29 protein-coding genes and 1 tRNA gene are annotated in these 23117 nt (G+C 36.0%); 19 read left to right on the forward strand and 11 right to left on the reverse strand.

What is annotated here, in order from left to right; genetic code table 11:
- Positions 1-173: 173 nt before the first annotated feature.
- Positions 174-524 carry an outer membrane protein assembly factor BamE gene (gene bamE / locus ICJ55_RS08085; RefSeq protein ID WP_188156344.1) on the reverse strand — a complete coding sequence of 117 codons (351 nt, stop codon included), beginning with the start codon at positions 522-524 and terminating at the stop codon, positions 174-176.
- 68 nt (positions 525-592) lie between these two features.
- Positions 593-1594: a nucleoid-associated protein YejK gene (gene yejK, locus ICJ55_RS08090; RefSeq protein ID WP_188156345.1), complete on the reverse strand. Its 1002-nt coding sequence runs from the start codon at positions 1592-1594 to the stop codon at positions 593-595.
- Positions 1595-1675: 81 nt separating this feature from the next.
- Here yejK and ICJ55_RS08095 point away from each other — a divergent pair, with 81 nt between their 5' ends.
- The 10 genes from ICJ55_RS08095 (at position 1676) to ICJ55_RS08140 (ending at position 10005) form a co-directional block, all read left to right on the forward strand.
- Positions 1676-2065 carry a RidA family protein gene (locus tag ICJ55_RS08095; RefSeq protein ID WP_188156346.1) on the forward strand — a complete coding sequence of 130 codons (390 nt, stop codon included), beginning with the start codon at positions 1676-1678 and terminating at the stop codon, positions 2063-2065.
- Between the two features lie 31 nt (positions 2066-2096).
- On the forward strand, positions 2097-2834 hold the full coding sequence (pgeF, locus tag ICJ55_RS08100) for a peptidoglycan editing factor PgeF (RefSeq protein WP_188156347.1): 738 nt from the start codon (positions 2097-2099) through the stop codon (positions 2832-2834).
- 85 nt (positions 2835-2919) lie between these two features.
- Positions 2920-2995 (forward strand) — tRNA-Ile (locus tag ICJ55_RS08105).
- 202 nt (positions 2996-3197) lie between these two features.
- On the forward strand, positions 3198-4409 hold the full coding sequence (locus tag ICJ55_RS08110; RefSeq protein WP_188156348.1) for a tyrosine-type recombinase/integrase: 1212 nt from the start codon (positions 3198-3200) through the stop codon (positions 4407-4409).
- 1293 nt (positions 4410-5702) lie between these two features.
- On the forward strand, positions 5703-5903 hold the full coding sequence (locus ICJ55_RS08115) for a helix-turn-helix transcriptional regulator (protein ID WP_176669810.1): 201 nt from the start codon (positions 5703-5705) through the stop codon (positions 5901-5903).
- A gap of 9 nt (positions 5904-5912) precedes the next feature.
- Positions 5913-6596, forward strand: a complete 684-nt coding sequence (locus ICJ55_RS08120; RefSeq protein ID WP_188156349.1) for a hypothetical protein — start codon at positions 5913-5915, stop codon at positions 6594-6596.
- Between the two features lie 32 nt (positions 6597-6628).
- The gene (locus tag ICJ55_RS08125) at positions 6629-7273 is read left to right on the forward strand and encodes a GPO family capsid scaffolding protein (protein ID WP_188156350.1); all 645 of its coding nucleotides are present in this window, start codon (positions 6629-6631) and stop codon (positions 7271-7273) included.
- 10 nt (positions 7274-7283) lie between these two features.
- Positions 7284-7490: a hypothetical protein gene (locus ICJ55_RS08130; RefSeq protein WP_176669807.1), complete on the forward strand. Its 207-nt coding sequence runs from the start codon at positions 7284-7286 to the stop codon at positions 7488-7490.
- Between the two features lie 318 nt (positions 7491-7808).
- A complete protein-coding gene (locus ICJ55_RS08135) occupies positions 7809-8711 on the forward strand; it encodes a hypothetical protein (protein ID WP_188156351.1) in 903 nt (300 codons plus the stop codon).
- 184 nt (positions 8712-8895) lie between these two features.
- A complete protein-coding gene (locus tag ICJ55_RS08140; RefSeq protein WP_188156352.1) occupies positions 8896-10005 on the forward strand; it encodes a DNA primase family protein in 1110 nt (369 codons plus the stop codon).
- Between the two features lie 603 nt (positions 10006-10608).
- Here ICJ55_RS08140 and hpt read toward each other — a convergent pair.
- Positions 10609-11148, reverse strand: a complete 540-nt coding sequence (gene hpt / locus ICJ55_RS08145) for a hypoxanthine phosphoribosyltransferase (RefSeq protein ID WP_188156353.1) — start codon at positions 11146-11148, stop codon at positions 10609-10611.
- 57 nt (positions 11149-11205) lie between these two features.
- Positions 11206-12555, reverse strand: coding sequence for a metalloprotease PmbA (gene pmbA / locus ICJ55_RS08150; RefSeq protein ID WP_188156354.1), 1350 nt, complete (start codon positions 12553-12555; stop codon positions 11206-11208).
- A 100-nt stretch (positions 12556-12655) separates the two neighbouring features.
- On the opposite strand from pmbA, the gene yjgA reads away from it, so the two are divergent.
- Genes yjgA through ICJ55_RS08175 form a run of 5 tightly spaced genes read left to right on the forward strand, consistent with a single transcriptional unit; the run spans position 12656 to position 15279 of the window.
- A complete protein-coding gene (gene yjgA / locus ICJ55_RS08155) occupies positions 12656-13186 on the forward strand; it encodes a ribosome biogenesis factor YjgA (RefSeq protein ID WP_188156355.1) in 531 nt (176 codons plus the stop codon).
- Positions 13187-13191: 5 nt separating this feature from the next.
- Complete coding sequence (locus ICJ55_RS08160; RefSeq protein ID WP_188156356.1) at positions 13192-13563, forward strand: SirB2 family protein; 372 nt, start codon at positions 13192-13194, stop codon at positions 13561-13563.
- A 7-nt stretch (positions 13564-13570) separates the two neighbouring features.
- Positions 13571-14284 (forward strand): DUF554 domain-containing protein, encoded by a 714-nt coding sequence (locus ICJ55_RS08165; RefSeq protein ID WP_188156357.1) that lies wholly within the window; start codon positions 13571-13573, stop codon positions 14282-14284.
- 2 nt (positions 14285-14286) lie between these two features.
- Positions 14287-14850: a UbiX family flavin prenyltransferase gene (locus tag ICJ55_RS08170; protein ID WP_188157714.1), complete on the forward strand. Its 564-nt coding sequence runs from the start codon at positions 14287-14289 to the stop codon at positions 14848-14850.
- Entirely contained in the window at positions 14851-15279 is a 429-nt protein-coding gene (locus ICJ55_RS08175; protein WP_188156358.1) for a PNPOx family protein, read from the forward strand.
- A gap of 1 nt (position 15280) precedes the next feature.
- On the opposite strand, the gene ICJ55_RS08180 is transcribed toward ICJ55_RS08175, so the two are convergent.
- The 4 genes from ICJ55_RS08180 to ICJ55_RS08195 are packed head-to-tail and all read right to left on the reverse strand — an operon-like array spanning position 15281 to position 17424.
- Complete coding sequence (locus ICJ55_RS08180) at positions 15281-15496, reverse strand: sulfurtransferase TusA family protein (protein WP_188156359.1); 216 nt, start codon at positions 15494-15496, stop codon at positions 15281-15283.
- 49 nt (positions 15497-15545) lie between these two features.
- Positions 15546-16058 (reverse strand): hemerythrin domain-containing protein, encoded by a 513-nt coding sequence (locus ICJ55_RS08185; RefSeq protein ID WP_188156360.1) that lies wholly within the window; start codon positions 16056-16058, stop codon positions 15546-15548.
- A gap of 12 nt (positions 16059-16070) precedes the next feature.
- On the reverse strand, positions 16071-17225 hold the full coding sequence (tgt, locus tag ICJ55_RS08190) for a tRNA guanosine(34) transglycosylase Tgt (RefSeq protein WP_188156361.1): 1155 nt from the start codon (positions 17223-17225) through the stop codon (positions 16071-16073).
- A 58-nt stretch (positions 17226-17283) separates the two neighbouring features.
- The gene (locus ICJ55_RS08195; RefSeq protein ID WP_188156362.1) at positions 17284-17424 is read right to left on the reverse strand and encodes a hypothetical protein; all 141 of its coding nucleotides are present in this window, start codon (positions 17422-17424) and stop codon (positions 17284-17286) included.
- 93 nt (positions 17425-17517) lie between these two features.
- Here ICJ55_RS08195 and ICJ55_RS08200 point away from each other — a divergent pair, with 93 nt between their 5' ends.
- From ICJ55_RS08200 to ICJ55_RS08210, 3 genes are all read left to right on the forward strand, one after another.
- Complete coding sequence (locus ICJ55_RS08200) at positions 17518-18090, forward strand: YceB family lipoprotein (RefSeq protein WP_188156363.1); 573 nt, start codon at positions 17518-17520, stop codon at positions 18088-18090.
- A gap of 101 nt (positions 18091-18191) precedes the next feature.
- Positions 18192-18410 (forward strand): cold shock domain-containing protein CspD, encoded by a 219-nt coding sequence (gene cspD, locus ICJ55_RS08205; RefSeq protein ID WP_188156364.1) that lies wholly within the window; start codon positions 18192-18194, stop codon positions 18408-18410.
- Between the two features lie 87 nt (positions 18411-18497).
- Positions 18498-19409: a DMT family transporter gene (locus ICJ55_RS08210; RefSeq protein ID WP_188156365.1), complete on the forward strand. Its 912-nt coding sequence runs from the start codon at positions 18498-18500 to the stop codon at positions 19407-19409.
- 62 nt (positions 19410-19471) lie between these two features.
- Here ICJ55_RS08210 and ICJ55_RS08215 read toward each other — a convergent pair whose 3' ends face one another.
- The 3 genes from ICJ55_RS08215 to ppx all read right to left on the reverse strand — a co-directional run bounded on the left by ICJ55_RS08215 (position 19472) and on the right by ppx (position 22532).
- Positions 19472-20341, reverse strand: coding sequence for a MurR/RpiR family transcriptional regulator (locus tag ICJ55_RS08215; RefSeq protein WP_188156366.1), 870 nt, complete (start codon positions 20339-20341; stop codon positions 19472-19474).
- A gap of 9 nt (positions 20342-20350) precedes the next feature.
- Positions 20351-20815: an N-acetylneuraminate anomerase gene (gene nanQ / locus ICJ55_RS08220; protein ID WP_188156367.1), complete on the reverse strand. Its 465-nt coding sequence runs from the start codon at positions 20813-20815 to the stop codon at positions 20351-20353.
- A 214-nt stretch (positions 20816-21029) separates the two neighbouring features.
- Positions 21030-22532: an exopolyphosphatase gene (gene ppx, locus ICJ55_RS08225; protein ID WP_188156368.1), complete on the reverse strand. Its 1503-nt coding sequence runs from the start codon at positions 22530-22532 to the stop codon at positions 21030-21032.
- Positions 22533-22723: 191 nt separating this feature from the next.
- On the opposite strand from ppx, the gene ICJ55_RS08230 reads away from it, so the two are divergent.
- The gene (locus tag ICJ55_RS08230) at positions 22724-23053 is read left to right on the forward strand and encodes a DUF496 family protein (protein WP_025217386.1); all 330 of its coding nucleotides are present in this window, start codon (positions 22724-22726) and stop codon (positions 23051-23053) included.
- Positions 23054-23117 lie beyond the last annotated feature (64 nt).

Genomic DNA, 23117 nt, shown 5'->3' on the forward strand with positions numbered 1-23117 from the left:
ATGTAAGATGGGGGCAAGTTTAGCAAGCTATTAGAAATTTTAAAAGATGTAATTAGAAAAATTTATCAATAAAATAAGAAAAATTATATCAAGCGATGTTTTTTTAATCATTTTTTGCAAAACAAAGCCCCATTGCTATTTCTAGAAATGGGGCTTAATTGAAATTTTATGGATTAGTTAGCCGGTTGAGCTTCAGCATTAGCATTGCTATCATCAATTTTTGAAACCAAACCTTTTGCATCAAAATAAACAAATAAATTACGTTGCTCCGGCTCTTTATAACCTTCACGTTTAATAAAAACATAATCCCAACGATGTGTGTCAAAAATATTTTTAAGCACAGGTGTACCAAGCAAATATTCTACTTGCTCTGGTGTCATACCCACTTGAAGTTGGGCAATTTTATCTTGTTCTAAATAGTTTCCTTGCGGAACATCAATTCGATACACCACTTTTTCCACCGTTGAGCAGGCAGTTACACTCATTGCAACTAAAAGCGTTGCTAAAAGAGATTTCATTTTCATAGAGTTGACCTTTTGATAATACAAAATTCAGATAATTAGATAATACCTAAACTGATAAAAATTTTCCATTATTTATTACGTTCCAGCTGATCACGCAAGTTAGCCGGTAATCCTTTGATTGTTAAAGTATCGTTTAGTTCATCCCAAATCAAACGTTCGCCTAACAATTCTGCATTAAAACTAATGGTAACGCCTTTCCCTGAACCTGAAAACTTAGTAAGCGTTTTTAAGGCATTACGCATTGGTGGAATATTTTCTTCCAAACCATATTCCTGTTCTTGAGTAAATTGAGCAAAATCTATTTCATTTAATGTTGGCATTGCATTTGAAAGCTCATCTAGTGCAATTTCTTCACCACTATTAATTTGCCCTTTGCAATAGTCAAATACTTGTTTTTTAACTTCTCTGGTTTGCGGTGCAGAGAGCTCCCCCTGCTCGCAATAGTCGCTCACCGCTTGCAACAAAGTTTGATTTTGCACTTGAGGATTAAAACCTTCTTCCGCACTCAAGAAATCCATAAAGAAATCAGCAATTTTACGCCCCACTCTCCCTTTTACAAAGGTTAAATAACGGTTTGATGTTGCATCAAGTTTCAGTTCCGTTAAATTAATGCGACAAGCGATATCATATTGTGCAATTTCTAAATATTGCGTACGTTTAATTTCTAACTTCTCATCAACTAGCATTGAATTACGGCTGTCAATTAAGGCAATAAATAGATATTCCGTGGCTAAGAATGTATAACGGCAGAGAATAAAAGTACCGCCATCAGCAAACGGATACTTCGCCAACTCTGTCGCCAACATTTTGGCACAACTATGACTAAACGGCAGAAAATCAGTCTCTTTTTCCAATAAACGATTAAGTTGCTGAGCAAATATCGATTCCGGCTTGAATATACCATAAGCCTTCGCTTTACTTTGGTAAGCTTGATGTAATTGCAACATCATTTGATCTACCTCAGGCGTAATTGTCAATAAATTCTCACGCAAAAAAGTATTGAGTTCCGGATTTTCACCCTCTGTTTTATTTAACTGATGTAATACGATTTCTGAAACATTAATGCTCATTTATTCACTTCTCTTTATTCCAAATAATAGAAAAAGATATTATCATTAATCCATTCATTTTTCATTATGAAGGAGATAAAGATGACAACTGCAATTCAAACAGAAAATGCCCCAGCCGCAATCGGACCTTATGTACAAGCTGTTGATTTAGGGAGCCTTGTGATAACCTCCGGGCAAATTCCGGTGAATCCTAAAACGGGTGAAATTCCAACTGATATTGTTCAACAAACCCGCCAATCTCTCAATAACGTGAAAGCAATCGTTGAACAAGCCGGCTTAACTGTTGCGGATATTGTCAAAACCACCGTGTTTGTTAAAGATTTAAATGATTTCGCTATTGTGAATGCAGAATACCAAGCTTTCTTCCAAGAACACGAACACCCAGACTTCCCTGCTCGCTCTTGCGTTGAGGTAGCTCGTTTACCAAAAGATGTAGGTATTGAAATCGAAGCTATTGCTGTGCGTAGATAACAAGCGGTTGTTTTTTGGAGATTTTTTGCAAATGGATAACATTATCCCAAATTGGAATATTCCCAAGCATATTCACGCATTTACCACTATCAGAACCGGCGGAGTAAGTAAGTCGCCTTTTGATAGTTTTAATTTAGGCGACCACGTTAATGATAATCCGCAAGATGTCGCCCAAAATCGTGCATTGCTTGTAGAGAAATTTCATTTACCACAATCTCCGTTATTTCTAACACAAACACATAGCACAAGAGTGCTTGAACTTCCCTACTCAGGCAAAGACATTGAGGCAGATGCAGTTTATACCAATCAGCCTAACCAAGTCTGTTTAGTGATGACCGCAGATTGTTTGCCTGTACTTTTTGTCAGTAAAGATGGAGAAGAAATTGCAGCCGCCCACGCAGGCTGGCGAGGATTATGCGACGGAGTGCTAGAAGCAACCGTTGAAAAATTCCAATGCCCCAGAAATGAAATTTCAGCTTGGCTAGGTCCTGCTATCAGCTCAAAAGCATTCCAAGTTGGAACAGAAGTCATTGAGCAATTCTGTGCGTTTGATCCAAGAGCGGAAGAGGCTTTTATTCAAGACAGCTCTACAAGCGGTAAGTTTTTGGGAAATCTTTACCAAATTGCTACTCAACGCCTCAATAAACTCGGCATTACCGAGATTTCAGGCGGAGAATACTGCACCTACACCCAAGAAGATTTGTTTTTCTCTTATCGCAGAGATAAACAAACAGGGCGAATGGCAACCTTAATTTGGCGGGAAGAATAATATTTGCCTCGCTTAATAATTAACCGAGTAATCTTCTGCTACTAGACGACTACTCGGTTTTTCTCTATAATCCACATCACTTTATCCCCCCATAGCTCAGTGGTTAGAGCAGGCGACTCATAATCGCTTGGTCGCTGGTTCAAGTCCGGCTGGGGGGACCATCCTAGCGTTTCTTATTGTCTCACATTGTCGCAAATTCATTGATAAATCAATGATTTTCATCATTTTATAGTCTTTTATTGTCTCTTTTGGTTGCAGTCTATCTTACTCTTTGTGATCCCTAAAATGATCCCTATTTTAAAAAAGGGGAAAAATAGGGATCATAAAGTCCGTTAAACCTAGACCGCACAGGGCTTAGAGAAAATGACTACACCCAAAAAAGCATTAACAGATACCTTTATTAAAAATCTTAAATTTTCCATTACATCAAAACCAATAGCAGACAGTAACGGGCTATTTATCCTTGCACAGAAAAAAGGGAAAGTATGGATTTATAGCTATATCAACCCTAAAACAGGTAAACGCAGCACAAAAAATAGAATAGGATACTACCCGCAAATGGGTTTAGCTGAAGCTAGACAAAAAAGAGATGAATTAAACTCCCTTGTCAAGCAAGGGCTTGACCCTTTTGAATACCTAGAAAAACAGCAAAGAGAGGCAGAGCAAAAGCAAGAAACACTAGAATCTTTTGCTTATAAGTGGGCAGATTGGAAACTTTCAAAGAAAAAATGCAAGCCTAAAACTATGGAAAAATGCTTACAACGTTTAGAAAATCATTTATTCCCACGTTTTAAGGGCTACACGCTAGAAAATTTTACTTTAGCAGATACGATAAACCGCTTGACGGATTTAGAACGCATTTTGCCCGATACATTGCACAGAGTAGCAGGGAACTTGATAGAAATACTTGATTATGCCGTATTAAGTGGGCGGATTAGTTTTAATCCTGTAAGTGTAATAAAAAAGGCTTTTACTACGGTAAAAAGCACTCACCAACCTGCCATAATGCCCGAAGATTTAGCTGCATTTATGCAGGACTTACAGAAATCAAACAGAACTCCACAAATTAAATTATTAGTTGAATGGCAACTCTTAAATATTCTTAGACCATTTGAAGCCGTAGCGGTGGAATGGAGCGATATAGATTGGGAAACCAGCACACTAAACATTCCAGCTGAAAGAATGAAAGGCGGAAGAAAGCCCCACTCTATTCCGCTAACAAAACAAGCTATAGCAATTCTAGAGGAAATGAAGAAATATAACGGACACCATAAGCATATTTTTACACACCGAACAGACCGAAACAAACCGGCTAATAGCCAAACCGTGAATAATGCAATAAAACGCTTAAGCGGTGGCAAATATAAAGGGCTTTTAGTAGCTCACGGTTTAAGAAGTATTGCCAGCACTTATTTGCACGAACGCTTTACTACTGAAACGCTAGTCATTGAGGCTTGTTTATCCCATACGAACAAAGACACCGTGATGAGTGCATATCATCGTAAAAATTGGCTAGACCGCAGACGGGAAATTATGCAGGAGTGGGCGGATTTTGTGGAAGCTTGTAAAAAGTAACTACTTGAACTTTTAATTTATTATTCCCTTCAATAATTTATTATTGAGGGGATTTTTATGATGACTTTAGTTTCATTACTTATACTTACCCCACTATTATCTTTGCTATTCCTATTTTTGCGGTTGCTCCTTAGCTTGGTATCAATCAAAAATAGACTTTCTACAAAAGCAGTTATAGACCATTTTTATAACTTCCATTTATAACTAAGTAAATTAGTTTAATCAGTATTTTTTGCACAGGCAATCAACGCCCTCACACTTAAGATAAAGATTTCAAAACAAACGTAAAAATCTACCATTCCTTGCTATATAGTTTAAAAGGCTCTTATATTACGTACAAGAAAACACCTATTTAAAAATACAATAGCAGAACAATGACAGAACCACTATAAGAAAGATAAAAAGAGTTTATTTCACATACACAAAAATAAAATTCTAAAATTTATAGGTAAAATAGGGAAAAGATAATAAGAATACAGATAAATCATAAGTTTTTATCTTCCTTATTTTCTAAACCTTCTATTTCCCCCCTATTTATACGTGTTTTTTCTCTAATTATGAAATAGTGTTGTTCTATTAAAACCCATTTAACCCCCTAATAAAAAACACAATGTTTGATTCTCTCAAGCGTAGGCAAGTAAAAAGTAAATCAGATGAGAAATATAGATTTGAAGAGCTTACAGGACAAAAGAATGTTTCGCCAGTAAATTTAATGAAGTAAATCAGCACGGATAGTAACGCATACAACACCTATTTTTATAGATTAATTTATGTAAATGCTCTTAATTGTAAAGATTTCATATTAAAAACGCTCACGTAAAACAAGAAATTCACTTTAAAATCAATTACTTATAAATTAATTTGCTTATTTGTTTTATATCTTAACTGAAATTGAGTGAAATTAACTGAAAAGATTTCAGTTAAGATTAAATGTATAAACCATTGATGCAAAAGGATTTAGGCTATTTTTTAAATGAAAATTAACTGAAAAATAGTAAATTTTTTTTATAAATTCCGCAGGAGGGGAAGTGCTTTTTCCGTGCCGTTGTCTTTGCCGTGAAAATTTTACGTATTTCAATTTAAGTCTTTACATATTTATAAAATCATTACTTGTCAATCCCTTCAAATACTTACAGACTCCTCTCATAACAACTTAATACCAACTATCAATCCCCAATTAACTACTATTTATTGTGAAATCTCATTTCACAATAAGTAATACATAATGTTTACTTTAATTTTGTATACACTTACATCTAGTTGCATGCCAATGGATATAAAAAAGGAGGGGTAATGACTCTAAATGATGAACGTTTTCTTAGTCTTGATGAGGTAATGACAAAAACGGGCCTAAAACGTTCTACAATTTACAATCAAATGAGATTAGGGATATTCCCTAAAAACATTGAAATTTCATCAAATCGAATTGCTTGGCTAGAAAGTGAAGTAATTAATTGGATGACTACAAAAATAAACCAACGTAACAATAACTAAAGGAAACTTATGAAATTACAAAATCCACAACATAATGAGCAATTACAACTTTTGATTTCAGAGGCTGACACTGCTAGAAACTCATTCTTGCAATTGCAAGAAAAAGCAACAGAAATAAAAAACAACATCGAGCGTAATAAGAAAACAATTATTGCGTTAGAAAATGACAATATTGAATTACAAGCTAAATCAGATAAAACAATGATTAGCGATACTGGGGAAGTTACATTTAAAGAATTCGATGAATGTTCAAATGCAATTTTTAACAATAATCGAAAAATTCAAGCGTTAAGAAAAGTTATAGAGAAATTTGAAAAACAGCTAGAGCTAACAATTTTAGATGATTGCCAAAGTGCTTATAAGTATGCAAATTTAAAAATCAGCAAAGTTTTTGAGTACTATGCCACTACCCTATTAAATGAATTACTGAATGATGATTTAACAAATAAGCTAAACACAATTTTATATTTATTAAAATCCAGCAAGATGACTAATGAAAATGAACCAATCATTTTTATTTTAGAATCAATTAAAAATAAGTTTAGTAGCTCATTTAAATTTGAATCTAATCATTTGAATAATTTATCATTTCCTTCTTTTCAATCCTATGGATATAGTAATTACAGTGTAATAGAAAGCAAAAGAAGAATTGAAGAATTAAAAAATCAATTAGAAAATAACACTATTCAATAATGTTAAACATTTAAACTTAATAGGAAAGAAAAATGTCTCAACTTAATACGATATGGCTATGTGTAGCAACTTCTGGAAAAACAGTAGACGGCCGAGAAATTAGCCCTACAGACTTATTACAAATGGCAGAAAACTACAATCCTGAACTTTATACTGCTTTAATATGGCAAGAGCACCAAAGATCTAATGGTAATTTAGGGCAAGTAGTCGCATTGAAAAGCGAAACCGTTGACGATGAAGTAAAACTTTTTGCTACATTGCGTCCGAACGCTCAATTACTTGAACTCAACCAGCAAAGACAAAAATTATTTACCAGCATTGAAATTATTCCTAATTTTGCAAGAACAGGAAAAGCATATTTAGGCGGATTAGCAGTTACCGATAGCCCGGCTTCTGTAGGCACTACACAATTACATTTTTCAATAAATGGTATTCAACAATCTAAATTTGTGATGGGTAATAAAGAGCCGCTCAATTTTACGAACAACTGGCAAGAAGATGAAATTAATAGCATTTTAAATCAGTTTAAATACTTAGACTCAAATGATAAGAGCTTATTATTTTCAATTTTAAAGAACAGCTACCGTAACAATGAAGTGAAACCCTCTCAAGCTGCATTTATAGCAGCCCAAAAGGCTATTGATTATCAAAAAAATAATGCAAAATTTGCTATATAAGGATAACTAAATGGATATTAATAAATTGGCCAACTCTATTCATCATTTAGATGAAACGGGAAAAACAAGACTTTTTGAAAAAATTCTATTATCTGAACTGGACAAAAGAATGTCAGAAGAACATATTGTAGATAAAGCCAAGTTTACCCAGCAATTTAAACAAGAATTAGAACAAGAACTTGCCACTGAATACAAAAACTTAAATTTCGCCATCTAGCTCAATAAGCAGTTATCAAAGCCTTGAAGTCTATTCAAGGCTTTTTGCATTTTTACGATTTAAAAAGACCGCTTGCAATTCAAAAAGACTTTTAAAAGGCTAATAAAGGCCCTATACTTCAAATAATTCAAACAAAACTCAAGGGCTAAAATATGGCTATCCATCAAGTATTAACGGCAAATATTGCCAGCATTACCGACTTAAAACGTGACCCAATGGGAACAGTAAAAGAGGGAGCTGCAGAGAATGGCAAAAGCCAATCAATAAGATAGATAACCATAATATCTAACGGACTTTTAACAATTAAGAGAGCTGAAAATGACAAACTATAATTTACCACCTAGAGAATGGTATTCTTTAGAACAAACAATAGACCAAATTTATAAACTAACAGGAGAAACCTTAAATATAAGCGATCTTATTCATTATTGGATAACCGGCAGGCTTAATATATCCATAAACATTTTCTTTTCTAGTACAAAAATAGCATATAACCCTGCTAATAGCACAATACTAGAAGAAAAAAATGAAAATTTCATTATGGGCAATCAAAAATTCAGTGTGAACGCCTTAAAAATAAAGTATTTTAATGAATTACAGTCAGATGGTGATAAAAAATTAAAAAATAATCGGACAATACTAAGTTATTTTGATATAGAAGAGTTATCCTCTATGAAGAGTGATTTAGACTATCCTATAGCATTAAGCGGATATTATTTTAATGACGAAGAACTTACATATTGTGGAATAACGAATGCAAAGGGGCTTTTTTATTTAGATATTCACGGAAACGCTGATGTATTTAACCCAGAGTTTTATCAACTTGAGCATATTGCCAATAAAAATAAAAAAATACCGTATGACTTTATTGCTTGTTTATTTCAAATTGATAATGACACAGGGAAAATAATTTCATTTCATCTAGAACTTGAGGGAGAACATTATTTGAGTTTTGATGAATTCTATATTACTAAAGAATCATTGGAATTATTCTTAAAAAATGAGGAACAACCAACACCTAAGAAAACATCAACTAAAACTAAAAATTCACAAGCAGAATTTATACGAAACCTTATTACTATTCATTATGGCGAGGCTATAGCAAATAATATTCGCAATGAATTAGATAATCCCAATAGTGATATATCAATAGATTTTCAAAATAAAGGATTGCAACCCGTAACTGGAAAAACTCTTGATAATTGGATAAATCAGCCCTAGATTCCCTTTCAATATTGGAATATTCCGAACCTTTTCGGAATATTCCAAAATTTCTCCGTTCTCCGATCTAAACTCCCCCCGACAATGCAACTACAGAAGACAATAAACACAATCACGCAACACCAAACCACAGGGGGATTTATGCAATCTAACTTTTCTGACTATTCCTATTTAAGCGTGCGAGATGTATGCGAAATGCTACAGCTTAACCGCTCAACTATCAAATAAGAATACCCTAGAGTTTTTACCACACAGCAAAGACTACTATTTAACCGCGTTTAATCCTTGCGATTATTTAGAAACTCAAACACCTACCCCCAATTTTGACAAATGGTTAAACTTTATCAGCAATGATGATGAAGATAGAAAAAAAGCATTATTAGCTGGCTTATATATGATTTTAAATAATCGCAATGACTGGCAACTAACACTTGAGTTAATTGGAGAACCCGGAGGCGGTAAAAGCATTTATTTAGAAGTAGGGAAAATGTTAAGCGGAGACGATAACCACGAAGCAATAACCCTAAGCATTCTAAACGAAGATAAAGCCAGAGATATTATACTAAATAAAACGTTTTTATATTCATCAGATCAAGCAAAATATATTGGTGATGCCTCAATTTTGAAACAAATATCAAGCGGGGAAGAAGTAACATTTAACCCTAAAAATAAGCCCCCATTTAGCACAAAAGTTAAAGCCATTATTGCTATTTGTTCCAATACCCTACCAATTTATAAAAATGACGGAGGTGGAATGGATAGAAGGCGGGTTATCTTCCCATTTACACGTTCAGTTGATGAAAATGATAGAGATGTAAATTTAGTTGATAAATTGAGGGCAGAACTAGGCGGAATAATCCGTAAAATTTACGATACATTCCCACAAGCGGACGAGGCACTAAAAGCCCTGTTTAAACAGAAAAACAGCAAAGAAGCCCTAGAACTTAAACGTAAAAATGACCACATTCTGGAATTTATAGAAGAGTTTCATTTATTGCCACAAGTTACCAGTCAAGGGCTTGTAATGGGCAGTAATAGAGGTGTTCCGCCGTTTGAAAGTCAATTTATTTACGATAAGCTTTATTGGTGTTATTTGCTATTTTGTAACGCACACGGGCGAAATGATAAAAGCATTCTAAAGCCTAGCGATTTAATGCAAGAGCTAACACAAGCATTTAAGACGGCAGGTTATAAAATCCGATTTGCGACTAAGCCACTTGGACAAAGGAAACTATACACTAATGTAATTTTTAAAGATAAATCATCCACTATAGAAAAATGGCGAAATATGTAAAAAGCCTTGAATACCGTGCAATCTAGCACGGTATTTTTTTATCTAAACCACACTCCCCCCAAGAAAAGGTAAAATCATTTTTTTATTTCACTTTTTCACTTTTTCACCTAAAGTTAGCTTCAAGCCTTGATATATAAGGCTTTATAGAAATAATAAAAAAGGTGAAAAAGTGAAAAAAATCTCTAAAAAGTGAATAAAAAAACCTATTAGTGAAAGATTTCACCATAAATAAAGCCTTATATATCAAGGCTTGAAGCGTTATAAAGGTGAAAAAGTGAAAAAGTGAAAAAGTGAAAAAGTGAAAAAGTGAAAGAAAAAATAAATCTTTATTTCCAAATTTTAAAAATATTTGAAATCTGGATAAATTCCCACCTTGCCGAAGAGTAAAAGAATTTCTGATAATGGAAAAGTAAGATACAAATGCAACTAGGAAAGACAACCCAGCCTAGCCGCATAAATCGCCTATTTTGTAATCAAAAATAAAAGGCTTTAATTGTAATGATCCCTAAAATGATCCCTGTTTTTAGGTTTATTCAATTAAAGCCTTATAAATCAATAAATTATAAATGAGTTCAGATGCGGCTGGGCCATCTAATCTATCAACTACTCGTCAATTACCACTTTCCCGATATAATCTAAATTACGGTATTTTTGTGCATAATCAATACCATAACCAACTACAAATTCATCCGGAATTTCAAATCCTACCCATTTTACAGGGACTTCTACTTCACGGCGGGAAGGTTTATCAAGTAAAGTACAAATTGTAAGGGAGTTTGGTTCACGTAATTTGAGGATTTCCCCTACTTTACTTAATGTGAAGCCGGTATCAATAATATCTTCTACAATCAAGACATCTTTTCCTTGAATATCACCATCTAAATCTTTCAGAATTTTTACATCACGGCTGGATTCCGTGCTACTTCCATAGCTTGATGCAGTTAAAAAATCCACTTCCACAGGTAACTCAAGCTTTCTAACTAAATCTGCCATAAACATAAATGAGCCACGCAACAAGCCGACCACAACAAGATTTTGGCACTGTTTTTGTTGATAATATTGATTGATTTCTTTTGCTAACTCATTAATGCGAGTTAATACTTCATCTTTAGAGTATAAGGTTTCGATATGGTGTTTTTTCATTGATTTCTCCAAATAAAATTGATTACAAGCGGGCTTTTTTACTAAAAATTTTGCAAATTATTCGCCCGAAACCATCATTTTTTCTAATAAAATTGATCCGGTTTGAATGTTTGAGCGGTGTTCAATATCATCACTTACCGCCACTAAATGTTTATACATATCTTGTAGCTGTCCTGCAATAGTGATTTCCGCTACAGGGTATTGAATTTCGCCGTTTTCTACCCAAAAGCCCGCAGCACCACGTGAATATTCGCCAGTGACGCTATTAATGGCTGAACCGAGCATTTCGGTTACCAGTAAACCGGTTCCCATCTCTTTGAGTAAAGCATTTAAGCCACCTTGGCGATTGGGTTTAACTAGCCAGTTATGAATGCCGCCTGCGTGCCCTGTGCTTTTCAAGCCCATTTTTCGCCCGGAGTAACTAGTCATTAGATAAGTTTGTAGCACACCATTGGTAATAATTTCACGGTTTTGGGTGATAACGCCTTCGCTATCAAAAGCAGAAGAGGCTAACCGACGTAGTAAGTGTGGACGTTCTGAAATTTCAAACCATTCTGGCAGAATTTGCTCACCTAATTTATCTAATAAGAAACTTGATTTACGGTATAACGCCCCGCCGCTAATTGCTGCTGCCAAGTGCCCGATTAAGCCTGTTGCCACATCATTGTAAAAAATCACCGGCATTTCGGCAGTCTTAATTCGTTGTGGGTTAAGTCTCTCAACCGCTTTAATTGCCGCTTGTTCGCCCACCCATTTTGCAGGCTGCAATTTGCCAAACTCACGAGAAATGGTGTACTCATAATCACGTTCCAGTTGGTCTTGATATTCTGAAATAAGGCTACAAGAAAGTGAATAGCGGCTGGAAAGATAACTTTGCAACATTCCGTGCGTATTGCCATAAACGCGTACGCCACTATGGGAATTAAAGGTTGCTCCCTCACTGTTTACAATGTGATCATCAGTATTCAAACCATAATGTTCAGCTTCAATCGCAAGTTCTACTGCTTGATCAACAGAAATATCAGCTTGATGATAAAGATCTAAATCAGGAGCGTCAAACGCTAACATCTCTTTATCCGCAAGTCCTGTACAATCATCCTCTGACGTATATTTGGCAATAGCTAATGCCGCTTCTACCGTTTTTTGAATAGAGGCTGGTTGTAGATCAGAGGTTGAGGCATTGCCTTTGCGTTTGCCTAAATAGACCGAAATCCCAAGCGAGCCATCATTGTTAAATTCAATATTTTCCACTTGTTCCAAACGGCTTGAAACCGAAAGCCCAGCCACTTTTGTAATGCCAACTTCTGCTTCTGCACCTGCTTTTTTTGCAAAATTTAAGGCAAATTCAACCGCTTGTTGTAATTCCTGTTCTTGCTGTTGTAAAGTTTGTTTATCTGTAATCGACATTCTTTTTCCATTAATGATTTCAATTTGTTGGAATATATTCTAACTCAAATTTCTGCTAGAATATGGCATTTTTTAGAATTTATACGAAAAAGGATAGAGAATGGCTAGAAAACGTAGCAAAAATGAGATTGACTGGACAGATGATGATGAAGAAATCATCTGGGTCAGTAAAAGTGAAATTAAACGAGATTCCGAGCATTTAAAAAAAATTGGAGCAGAGTTAATTGAATTAACACCGCAAAATTTAGAAAAAATTCCGCTTGATGATGAGCTAAAAGAGGCAATTCGCCAAGCACAAGGGTTTAAAATGGAAGCTCGCCGTCGCCAAATTCAATTTATCGGGAAATTATTGCGAAATCGAGATCCTGAACCTATTCAAGAAGCGTTAGATAAAGTGAAAAATCGCCATAATCAGCAACAGGCGTTGTTGCATAAACTAGAATTAGTGCGAGATCAACTCATTGCAATGGGTGATGCTTCCCTTGATAATTTGTTAAATGAATATCCGAGTTTAGATCGCCAGCATTTACGCAATTTAATTCGTGGGGCAATTAAAGAGGGTGAGGCGAATAAACCGGCTAAAAATTATCGTGAAATTTATCAATATTTAAAAACTGAAATTGCGGAGTAATTATTATGGAGTACCTATCAACTATTCTTAAAGCCCATTTTGGCTTAGCTTACATCAGCTTAGTATTATTGCTAGTACGTGGTTTTTTAGCCGCTAAAGCGGTTGATTGGAGACAATATGCCGTTTTACGGATTGCACCGCATATTGTTGATACCATTTTATTGGTAACCGGTATTGCTGCGGTCGTTATTTTTCTCTCGTATGAATTTTTTACCTTAGCACAATTTAGCTGGTTATTACCTAAAATGTTATTTTTAGTGCTATACATTGTTTTTGCCACCAAAGCCTTCAAAAAAGGACAGCCGTTCTCATTAAAATTCTATTTACTTTCAGTATTCTCATTTATGATGATTATGCTTACTGCAACATTTAAATAGGATTATTATGCTCGGACCTTTTGTTAATGCAGGAGCAGTTATTTTAGGCGGTTTATTAGGGGCTTATTTAGGTAGTCGTCTACCTGAACGGCTTCGCATCACATTACCGCTGATCTTTGGTTTATGCTGTTTCGGCTTAGGAATGATGCTAACTGCTTCGGTAAAATATATGTCTGCCGTTGCACTAGCCTTAATTCTTGGCACAATTATTGGCGAGTTAATCTATCTTGAAAAGAAGATCGGAAAAGCCGCGAGCTCAGCACAAAGTATAATCAATAATATTTTTCCGCCAAGACATTCACTTTCTCAAGAAGAATTTCTGGAAAAATTTATTGCGATTCTCGTGCTTTTCTGTGTAAGTGGAACAGGCATTTTTGGTGCAATAAACGAAGGGATAACAGGCGATCCAAGTATTCTATACATTAAATCTATCTTGGATTTCTTTACGGCAATGATCTTTGCTACATCATTAGGTTATGTTGTTACGACCGTTGCCCTACCACTTGTGATTATTCAAGTGATATTGGTTTTGCTTGCATCAATTATAATGCCGCTTACCACACCGAATATGTTAGCTGATTTCTCTGCAACAGGGGGATTACTCCTCTTTGCAACAGGTTTTCGCATTTGTGGAATTAAAACATTCCCGGTGGCAAATATGTTGCCTGCATTACTTTTAGCGATGCCAATCTCTTATCTTTGGGAACAATTAGTGAGTTAATGATGAAAAAGCGTATTATTGTCGGTATTAGCGGTGCAAGCGGTTTTCAATACGGCTATAAAGTGCTTGAGTTACTCAAGCCTTTTGACGATATTGAAACCCATCTGGTCATCACAAAAGGGGCTGAACTTACCCGAACATTGGAGACAGATTATGAACGGGAAACCTTATACCATTTAGCGGATGAAGTGCATTCTCTGCACAATGTAGGAGCAAGCATTGCAAGTGGCTCATTTAAAACCGCAGGTATGATTATTGCTCCTTGCTCTATGCGAACACTTGCCTCTATTGCTAATGGCTTTAGCGATAATTTGCTTACCCGAGCCGCTGATGTGGTCCTAAAAGAACGCCGTAAACTGGTATTAATGGTAAGAGAAGCACCGCTAAACCTTGCTCATATTGATAATATGCGAAAAGTGACTGAAATGGGAGGCATCATTTTCCCTCCTATTCCAGCATTCTATCAACAACCGAAAAGCCTTGATGAGATGGTAACACATAGCGTTGCTCACGCACTTTCGCTGCTGGATATTGAGATCCCAAACATTCCTCACTGGGGGGAATAAATGTCCCCAATTCCTAATCATATTCTTGAATTTATTCAATCTAACCACGTGGTGAATTTTGCAGCTCATCACAATGATGATTTCTGGGCGGCAAGTTGCTTTTATGCCTTTGATGAAGAAAATACTCGTTTAATTATCTTAACAAGCAAAAAAACAAAGCACGCACAGTTAATGTTAGAAAACCCTAACGTTGTAGGCACAATTTGCGGGCAGATTGAAGAGATTAAAGATATTGAAGGAATCCAATTCTCTGCTATTGCCAACTGTTTAACGGAGCAAGAATCTCCACAGGCATTGCAAATTTATTACAAAAAACACCCGCTTGCACGCTTAAAACCCAGCGATGTGTGGGAGCTTTCTTTTAATACCATCAAACATACTGATAATAAAGTAATGTTTGCGAAAAAAACGATCTGGGAAAGAGAATAAATTATTTGGTAAAAATAATTTGATTTTCAACCGCTTGTTCAATGGTTTTAATCTGCCAATGATATTCTTGGGCAAGCAATTCAAAATCAGCAAGACTACTCTGCTGATTGAGTAGAATTGCTAAACTATCGCCTTTTTTAAGATCGTTCATCGCTTTTTTAGCCATCAACAAGGGGAGCGGGCAAGCATAGCCGGTTAAATCTAAAGAATATTTCATCGTTTTGATATACAAAAGGCGAACTCAACGTTCGCCTTATTCATTGAAACTATAGTTTACGGCGATCTGCCATAATTTTGCCCATCGCCGAGAGCTTTTCTTCCGCTAAATGCTCACGCCCTAGCTCGAAAAGTGGCTCTTCAATCGCAATATGCACGTCATAACCTGCCACAAAACGCTTGATTAAGTCTCTATCCACATTTTCTCGTTTGCCTGCCAACAAATCTTCTAGTTGAGCAGACAAATCGTCCCAGTTTTTATGTAAATCAACGTGCTGACGTTCTAGTTCATCCACATCAGCTTGAGCTTGAGGTTGCACTTTAATCAACTCTGGGAAGAAATCATCTTCTTCGTCTTCGTGATGAAGTGGGGCTGATATATTGAAGTAATTTAAGATCTGCTGAACATCATTTTTTACCGCTTGATTTAGCCCATTCTTTTCAAGGTAATCAGGCAAAATTTGTAACTGTTTACAGAAACTTTTTACTTTGCTATGACAAGCATATAGCATATCAATGGGTTCAGCCCAGCTTGCAAAGGCTTGCGGTTCAAGTTGTTGCATATAAACTCCTTGTTATTCCTGATTATTAACTTCAGATTGTAAAGGTGGCACTTCTTTGCCAATTCGAGCATAAAACTCCACCACAAAATCATCAAAGCGGTCATCTTCAATGGCTTGGCGAATTTCTGCCATTAAGCGTTGATAATAGCGTAAATTGTGAATGGTGTTTAATCTTGCCCCTAAAATTTCGCCACATTTATCTAAGTGATATAAATAGGCTTTGGTGTAATTTTTACAGGTGTAGCAATCACATTCCGGATCTAATGGTGTTGTATCTTCACGATATTTTGCATTGCGGATTTTTACAATACCGTTGGTAACAAATAAATGACCATTACGAGCATTACGGGTTGGCATTACGCAGTCAAACATATCAATACCACGGCGAACGCCTTCCACTAAATCTTCAGGCTTACCTACGCCCATTAAATAACGTGGTTTATCTGCTGGAATTTGAGGGCAAACGTATTCTAAAATGCGGTGCATATCCTCTTTTGGCTCGCCAACCGCCAAACCGCCAACAGCATAACCGTCAAAGCCGATTTCAACCAATTTTTCTACCGAAACCTTACGCAATTCTTCATAGACACCACCTTGAATAATCCCAAAGAGTGCATTTGGGTTTTCTAACTCATCAAAGCGATCTCTGGAACGTTTTGCCCAGCGAAGCGACATTTCCATTGATTTTTTTGCATAATCAAAGGTTGCTGGGTAAGGCGTGCATTCATCGAAAATCATTACAATGTCTGAACCAAGATCGTATTGGATCTCCATTGATTTTTCAGGCGAAAGGAAAATTTTCTCGCCACTAATCGGGTTTTGGAAAGTTACGCCTTCTTCTTTGATTTTACGCAATTTTCCTAAACTAAAGACTTGGAAACCACCTGAATCCGTTAAAATCGGTCCGTGCCATTGCATAAAATCGTGCAGATCACCGTGCATTTTCATTACTTCTTGACCCGGACGCAGCCAAAGGTGGAAAGTGTTACCTAACAGAATTTGAGCACCTGTTGCTGCCACTTCTTCAGGTGTCATTCCTTTTACTGTGCCGTATGTTCCCACAGGCATAAATGCCGGGGTTTCAACGTGAAACTCCCCTTTCGGGCGATTAAATGTTAAACGCCCACGACGAGCATTCCCGCTTGTTTTTTTTAATTCGTACTTCATTTCTATCCACAAATAAACAGTTCGTGAAAGCGGTCAAAAACCGCTAAAAATTTACAAATTAGAATCTAAAGCCTGTGCCAACGCCTAAGCCGATTCCAACACCATTTGAGCCGCCACCTACGCCAACACTACCGCCAACGCCAGTTGATGAACAAGCAACAATTGTTAAAATGCTAACGCATAATAAGAATTTTTTCATTTTTTGTATGTCCTAACATAGAAGATGGACTATGATAGTCCTGATATATTCTACCTTTTTTAAACTATTAAGCCTAATTTAAAAGAAGAAATTATGAAAATTTTACGCAAATTTACCGCTTTATTGGTTACTGCAACCGCAATGGTGTCAGCTAATGCCAATATGCTAAGCATTAGTGAGCAGGAAATTAATGACTATTTAGCAACGAAACGAAACGAGAAAGTGCCGCTACAAGATAAAGTCGGTATTCCCCAGTTATTTGAATTGGATTATCACCTTCACTCATTAACTAGCCAAATCGGCAGAACGGAAGAAAAGAAAGTTGCTATTTCAGGGGCTATCGATGGCATTTTAAAAGCCAGAGGCAAAAAATATGATGCCACAATTCATTTGAATATGGACACTACCCCCTATTACGACCCGCAAAGAGGAGCATTATTCCTAAAAGATGTGCGACTACTGAGTTGGTCAGCAACGCCAGCTAAATATCAATCTGAACTTCAAATGTTCTTACCGATGCTTGCAGAAGGTTTAGCCGGCTTTCTAAACAGTACACCTGTTTACACCTTAGATGAAAGCAAAATGAAAGAAGCGATGGTTAAAAAATTTGGCAAAGCGATTATTGTTGAAGAAGGTAACATCAGATTAGAAACATCAATTTTTTAGAAATTTTGTGATCTCTGTCTAATTTCTACACTTTGGCAGTTGAGCTTTTAAACATTTTATTTACAATCCGATATCATCAGTCAGTTATTTAGGAGATCTGTATGGAAATCGGTATTGTTAAATGGTTTAACAATGTAAAAGGATTTGGTTTTATTACGTCGGACGTATGTGAGGGGGATATATTTGCTCACTTCTCTGAAATTAAAACAGAAGGTTATCGCTCGTTAAAGGTTGGGCAAAAAGTACAATTTGAATTAGTACAGGGGGATCGTGGGGCATCAGCTACCAACATTACTCCTCTTGATGAAAAAGCCTCATAATCTGCTGTAAAATAACAACTTTTCTTGCTATTCTAGGCTCATTTCTTATGGTAACGCTCGGTTTCAGACCGAGCTATATGTATTTCTATGCCTCTTTATCACCAGCTAATCCTAATTAATCTGCTTTATGTTTTTGGTATTGGTTTAAATATCGTATTACTACGATTTTTGAGCCTACATTTCGATCCGCTCAATAATAATGGGGTGAGATTTCTCGTAGGTGGTTTAGCCTTATTATTGCTGATTTTATGGAAATTCCGCTCATCACTCACTCAGCTTGCTCGAAGCCCGAAGCTGATTGCAATTGCCTTATTTGTTGGATTAATGATGTCTGCCAATATGTATTTTTGGTTAAAAGGTGTCAAAATTACCAGTGCCGTTACTGCCTCAATTTTCGGCGTATTAGCAATGCCCTTTGGCGTGATTATCGCAGCTCTGTTTTTTAAAGATGAAAGGGAAAGAATTAAAAATAGAAGTTTTTGGTTTGGCTCAGTCTTAACCATTCTTGGCTCATTAGGCTTTGTTTGGTATGGCAAAACTATTTCTGTGGGAGAAGGCTTTATTTTAGGCTCATTTTTCTTATTTCTTTCTATTACTATCCGTAATATTCAAAATTTAGTCGTCAAATTCAGCCGAGAGCTAAATGTTTTTACGCTAAGCTGTGTAACCTCATTAACCACTTCCATTTCAAGCCTATTACTCAGTTTACAAGCGGGCAAAATTAATGACATTTTTGCAACACCAAGCTGGCTGTTATTCACGCTGATGGCTGTTGGTATTTATGCCATTGTGGTAGGAATGGTGCTTACATTTCATATTATTCAAACTCAAGGGCTGATAACTTATCAAGTGTTGGAGCTATTGATGCCTGTTTCAACCGCCATTATTGCTTATATTGTACTTGGCGAACATATTTCTATGGAACAAATGGGCTTTGCTTGTGTTGTTATTTTGGGCTCAAGCATAGCATTGAAATTAGTAAAATTTAAGAGAAAATAGACCGCTTGTAATATAAAAAAACTTTGGCTAACAAATTAACCAAAGGTTTTCTTATTTAAATTCTAGCCTTTAACTCTCTGCTCTAAAATTACATTCAAGGTTTTTTGCTTTTGTTTTAAGGCATTTTCAGGCTCAGCTTTTACTAGCAAGGTATAAATTAAATCCAATACAAAAAGTTGCGACATTTTTGTACCGATAGAATCCCCCTGCATATGTCCTTGGCGGTTGCCGTTAATCAGAACATAATTTGCTTCTTCCGTTACAGGGGAACGTAAATTATGCGTGATTGCAACTGTAGTAGCTTTATTAGCCCGAGAAAAGCGAAGTGATTTCACCACTTCTTCGGAATAACCCGAGTGGCTTATACCAATAACCAAATCACCTTCTTCAACAAGAGCAGCTTGCATATACATAAAATGGTTATTGGTTACCGCATCAGTTTGTAACCCAATCCGCATTAATTTATGTTTAGCATCTTCCGCCGTTAGCCCTGAAGAGCCTACACCGAATAAAAATATTCTTTTGGCTTTTCGTAACTCTTGTACAACTTTTTCCAACACATCAAAATCAAGTAGATTAATGGTTTCACTAATGGCACTGTCTAAGCTGTTTTTTAGTTTATTAGCAATATCTTTTGATGTATCTCCCTCAGATACATCTGTATCTAACAAAACACGTTTATCTTGATTTTGGGTAGCGAGTTCTATTGCCAATTCCAACTTGAAATCGGTATAGCCTTTAAAGCCTAATGTACGACAAAAACGAATAAAAGTTGCTTCCCCCACATCTAAATGCTTCGAGACTTCAGATAAAGAACATTGGCTCAGTAATTCAGGTTGAGATAAAATTACCGCTGCTATTTTCTTTTCTGTTTTTGTCAAACTATTTTGTAAAGAACTAATGGTATTAAGAATTTTTCCTCTAGCAGACATTTCCGCCTCCTATAGTAATTCCACAGGCACTTTCACCACTAATTTTTTCAATACTTTATCACCATTTACTGAATTACCCGGTTTGTGTGGCTCGTAAGGTAAGAAAATAGCAAACATATTTGGTTTAAGCGTGATTTCATTTTTATCGTCAATCGCATCGGTTAGCTGGTAGTCATCTTCATCTCTGTATTCATCATATTTTGATAAATCAGGCTGACTTAATCCATATTCGATCATTTCTTCGCCTTCAATCAGTAATTGAATATCGACAAATTTACGATGCATTTCCGCTTTTTTGCCTTCTGCCGGAGTGGTTTCAAATGACATCACATTCATACGAATGCCCTCTTCTAAATCCTGCCAACCCAGCTCTAAATTAACTAAATCTAAACTTTTTAATTTGCCGCAAAGTCTTGCAAATACAGGTGGTAATGATTTTGCGTAATCATCTCTTGATAAATCGGCTAGTAACATAGGATTTCCCCTCATCTATTCATAACATATACTATGATGTATTACTCCATAAACATCTATTTATGAAGATATACTCCAATAAAAGAAGAATAATGGCTTAACAGAATAATCTCAATAAGAAAATTTCAAAAATGCGAAGTAGATCAAATTTTATTGGCAAGGAAATCATTAACACCATTTAGGCGTTAATGAATAGTACATAAAGGGTGAGTTATTAAGAAATGGTTAAAGTAAGATCCGCTGTAGATAATATCTTTTGCTCATCTTCTAGATCGGCTAATACTAATGGGTTTTGGCTTAAAAAGCCCTCATTAAATGCCAAGTGCCAATCGTTATTTTCAATATTGAGTAAAATCTGCTTTGGCTCAATACTTGCTTGACGGGAACGATTAAGTAATACCGCTAATCTAAATAAACGAACTAGAGTTAAAATATCCCGATATTGGTAGCGGTTAATGCTACGAATATCAGAGCGTTTGAACCCTTTGAGGTGATACCGCATTAAAACTGCTAACAATGTCTGTTGTTCGAAATCAAAACCCGGTAAATCTCGATTTGAAATCAAATAAGCTGAGTGTCGATGAACATTATTGTGGTTAACCACAATACCAATTTCGTGTAATAAGCTTGCCCACTTCAGCATAGAACGAAAATCTTCAATTTGGCGACGATTTTTCCAACCTCGAATTTGTTCAAAAAGCACAAATGCCGTTTTTTCGACCCTTGATGCTTGCTTTTTATCTAAATCAAACTGCTCAACTAAAGCTTCGGCGGTACGTTGGCGGATATCGACTACTTGGAAACTTTTTTCCAACCCATACATCACCCCTTCTCGCAAAGCACCGTTAGAATAACGTAAAGTCTCAATTTTAAACGTATGAAAAAGGGCTAACAAAATAGCTAAACCCGGTACTAATACATCTGCTCGCTCTTCCAATAATCCACGCATTTTTATGTCGTGCAACGATTTAAATTCCAAACATAAATCAATCATTTTTTGCAAACGAGGCTCAGTAATTAATCCATCACGATAGCCATTTGCAATCAGAACTTGATGAACGGTCTTAATTGTGCCTGAAGAGCCAAGAGCGTGTTCCCAGCCTAATTCTTGATACTCCCACATCAAGTCTTCAATTTTTTCCATTGCAAGTTGATAAGCACTATCAAAAAGCTCGATAGTTAGCTCACCTTTTGGAAAAAAACGTTTGGCAAAACTGACACATCCCATATGACGGCTTTCCGCCCGAATTGGATTAAAGTTATCGCCAATGGTAATTTCTGTTGAACCACCGCCAATATCGACTACCAGCTTTCTGCCCGTTTCAGGTTGCGTGTGGCTAACCCCCGAATAAATCAATCTGGCTTCTTCTTGCCCGGAAATAATAGAAATAGAATAAGGGAAAACCGCTTTTGCTTGATCAAGAAAATCTTGTTTATTTGACGCTCTTCGTAACGTATAAGTACCGACAACTTTCACATTCTCTGGAGAGAACCCTTTTAAGCGTTTAGCAAATAATGCTAAGCAATCAACGCCTCTATCGATAGCTTCTTGACTGAGTATTAGATTTTCATCAAGCCCATCGGCTAATCGGACACGACGTTTAAGACGAGAAAGGACTTGAATTGAGCCATTCACAATACGGGCAACAATCATATGAAAGCTGTTTGAGCCTAAATCAATTGCAGCAAACTCACGAGGAGCAATATTTGATGACATAACAAAATCCCTTAATAACTATAAATGATGAGATATTACCATTTTTAAGCAAAATATCACTACAAATTTAATGAACTTTTTGATAACAGATTTAAATCATAAAATTAACACAAAATTTTTTGACGAATTAACAGAAAAAGACTAGGATTTACTTAACTATTTTCAATAAAACTCAACTAAGCGAGGTCTTTATGTCTGAAGTCAATAAATCATTCCACGATATGTTGGAATATGTGCATCTTTATCGTCTAAAAAATAAATTACACCGTGAAACTGCCGATAACGATCGCAAAATTCGTGATAACCAAAAGCGTGTATTGTTATTAGATAACTTAACTCAATACATCACAGATGAAATGTCTATTGAAGAAATTCGAGCTATCATTGCCAATATGCGTGATGACTACGAAAACCGTGTCGATGATTATATGATTCGCAATGCGGAACTTTCAAAGCAACGCCGTGAAATCCGCCAAAAAATGGCAGCTCACAAACAAGCACCAACCAATAAAAAAGCATAAAAATTCAAGCGGTCAATTTCTTGCAAATTTTGCGAAAATTTGACCGCTTGTGATTTCATATCAA

The sequence above is a fragment of the Mannheimia bovis genome (assembly GCF_014541205.1).
Classification (GTDB): Bacteria; Pseudomonadota; Gammaproteobacteria; order Enterobacterales; family Pasteurellaceae; genus Mannheimia; species Mannheimia bovis.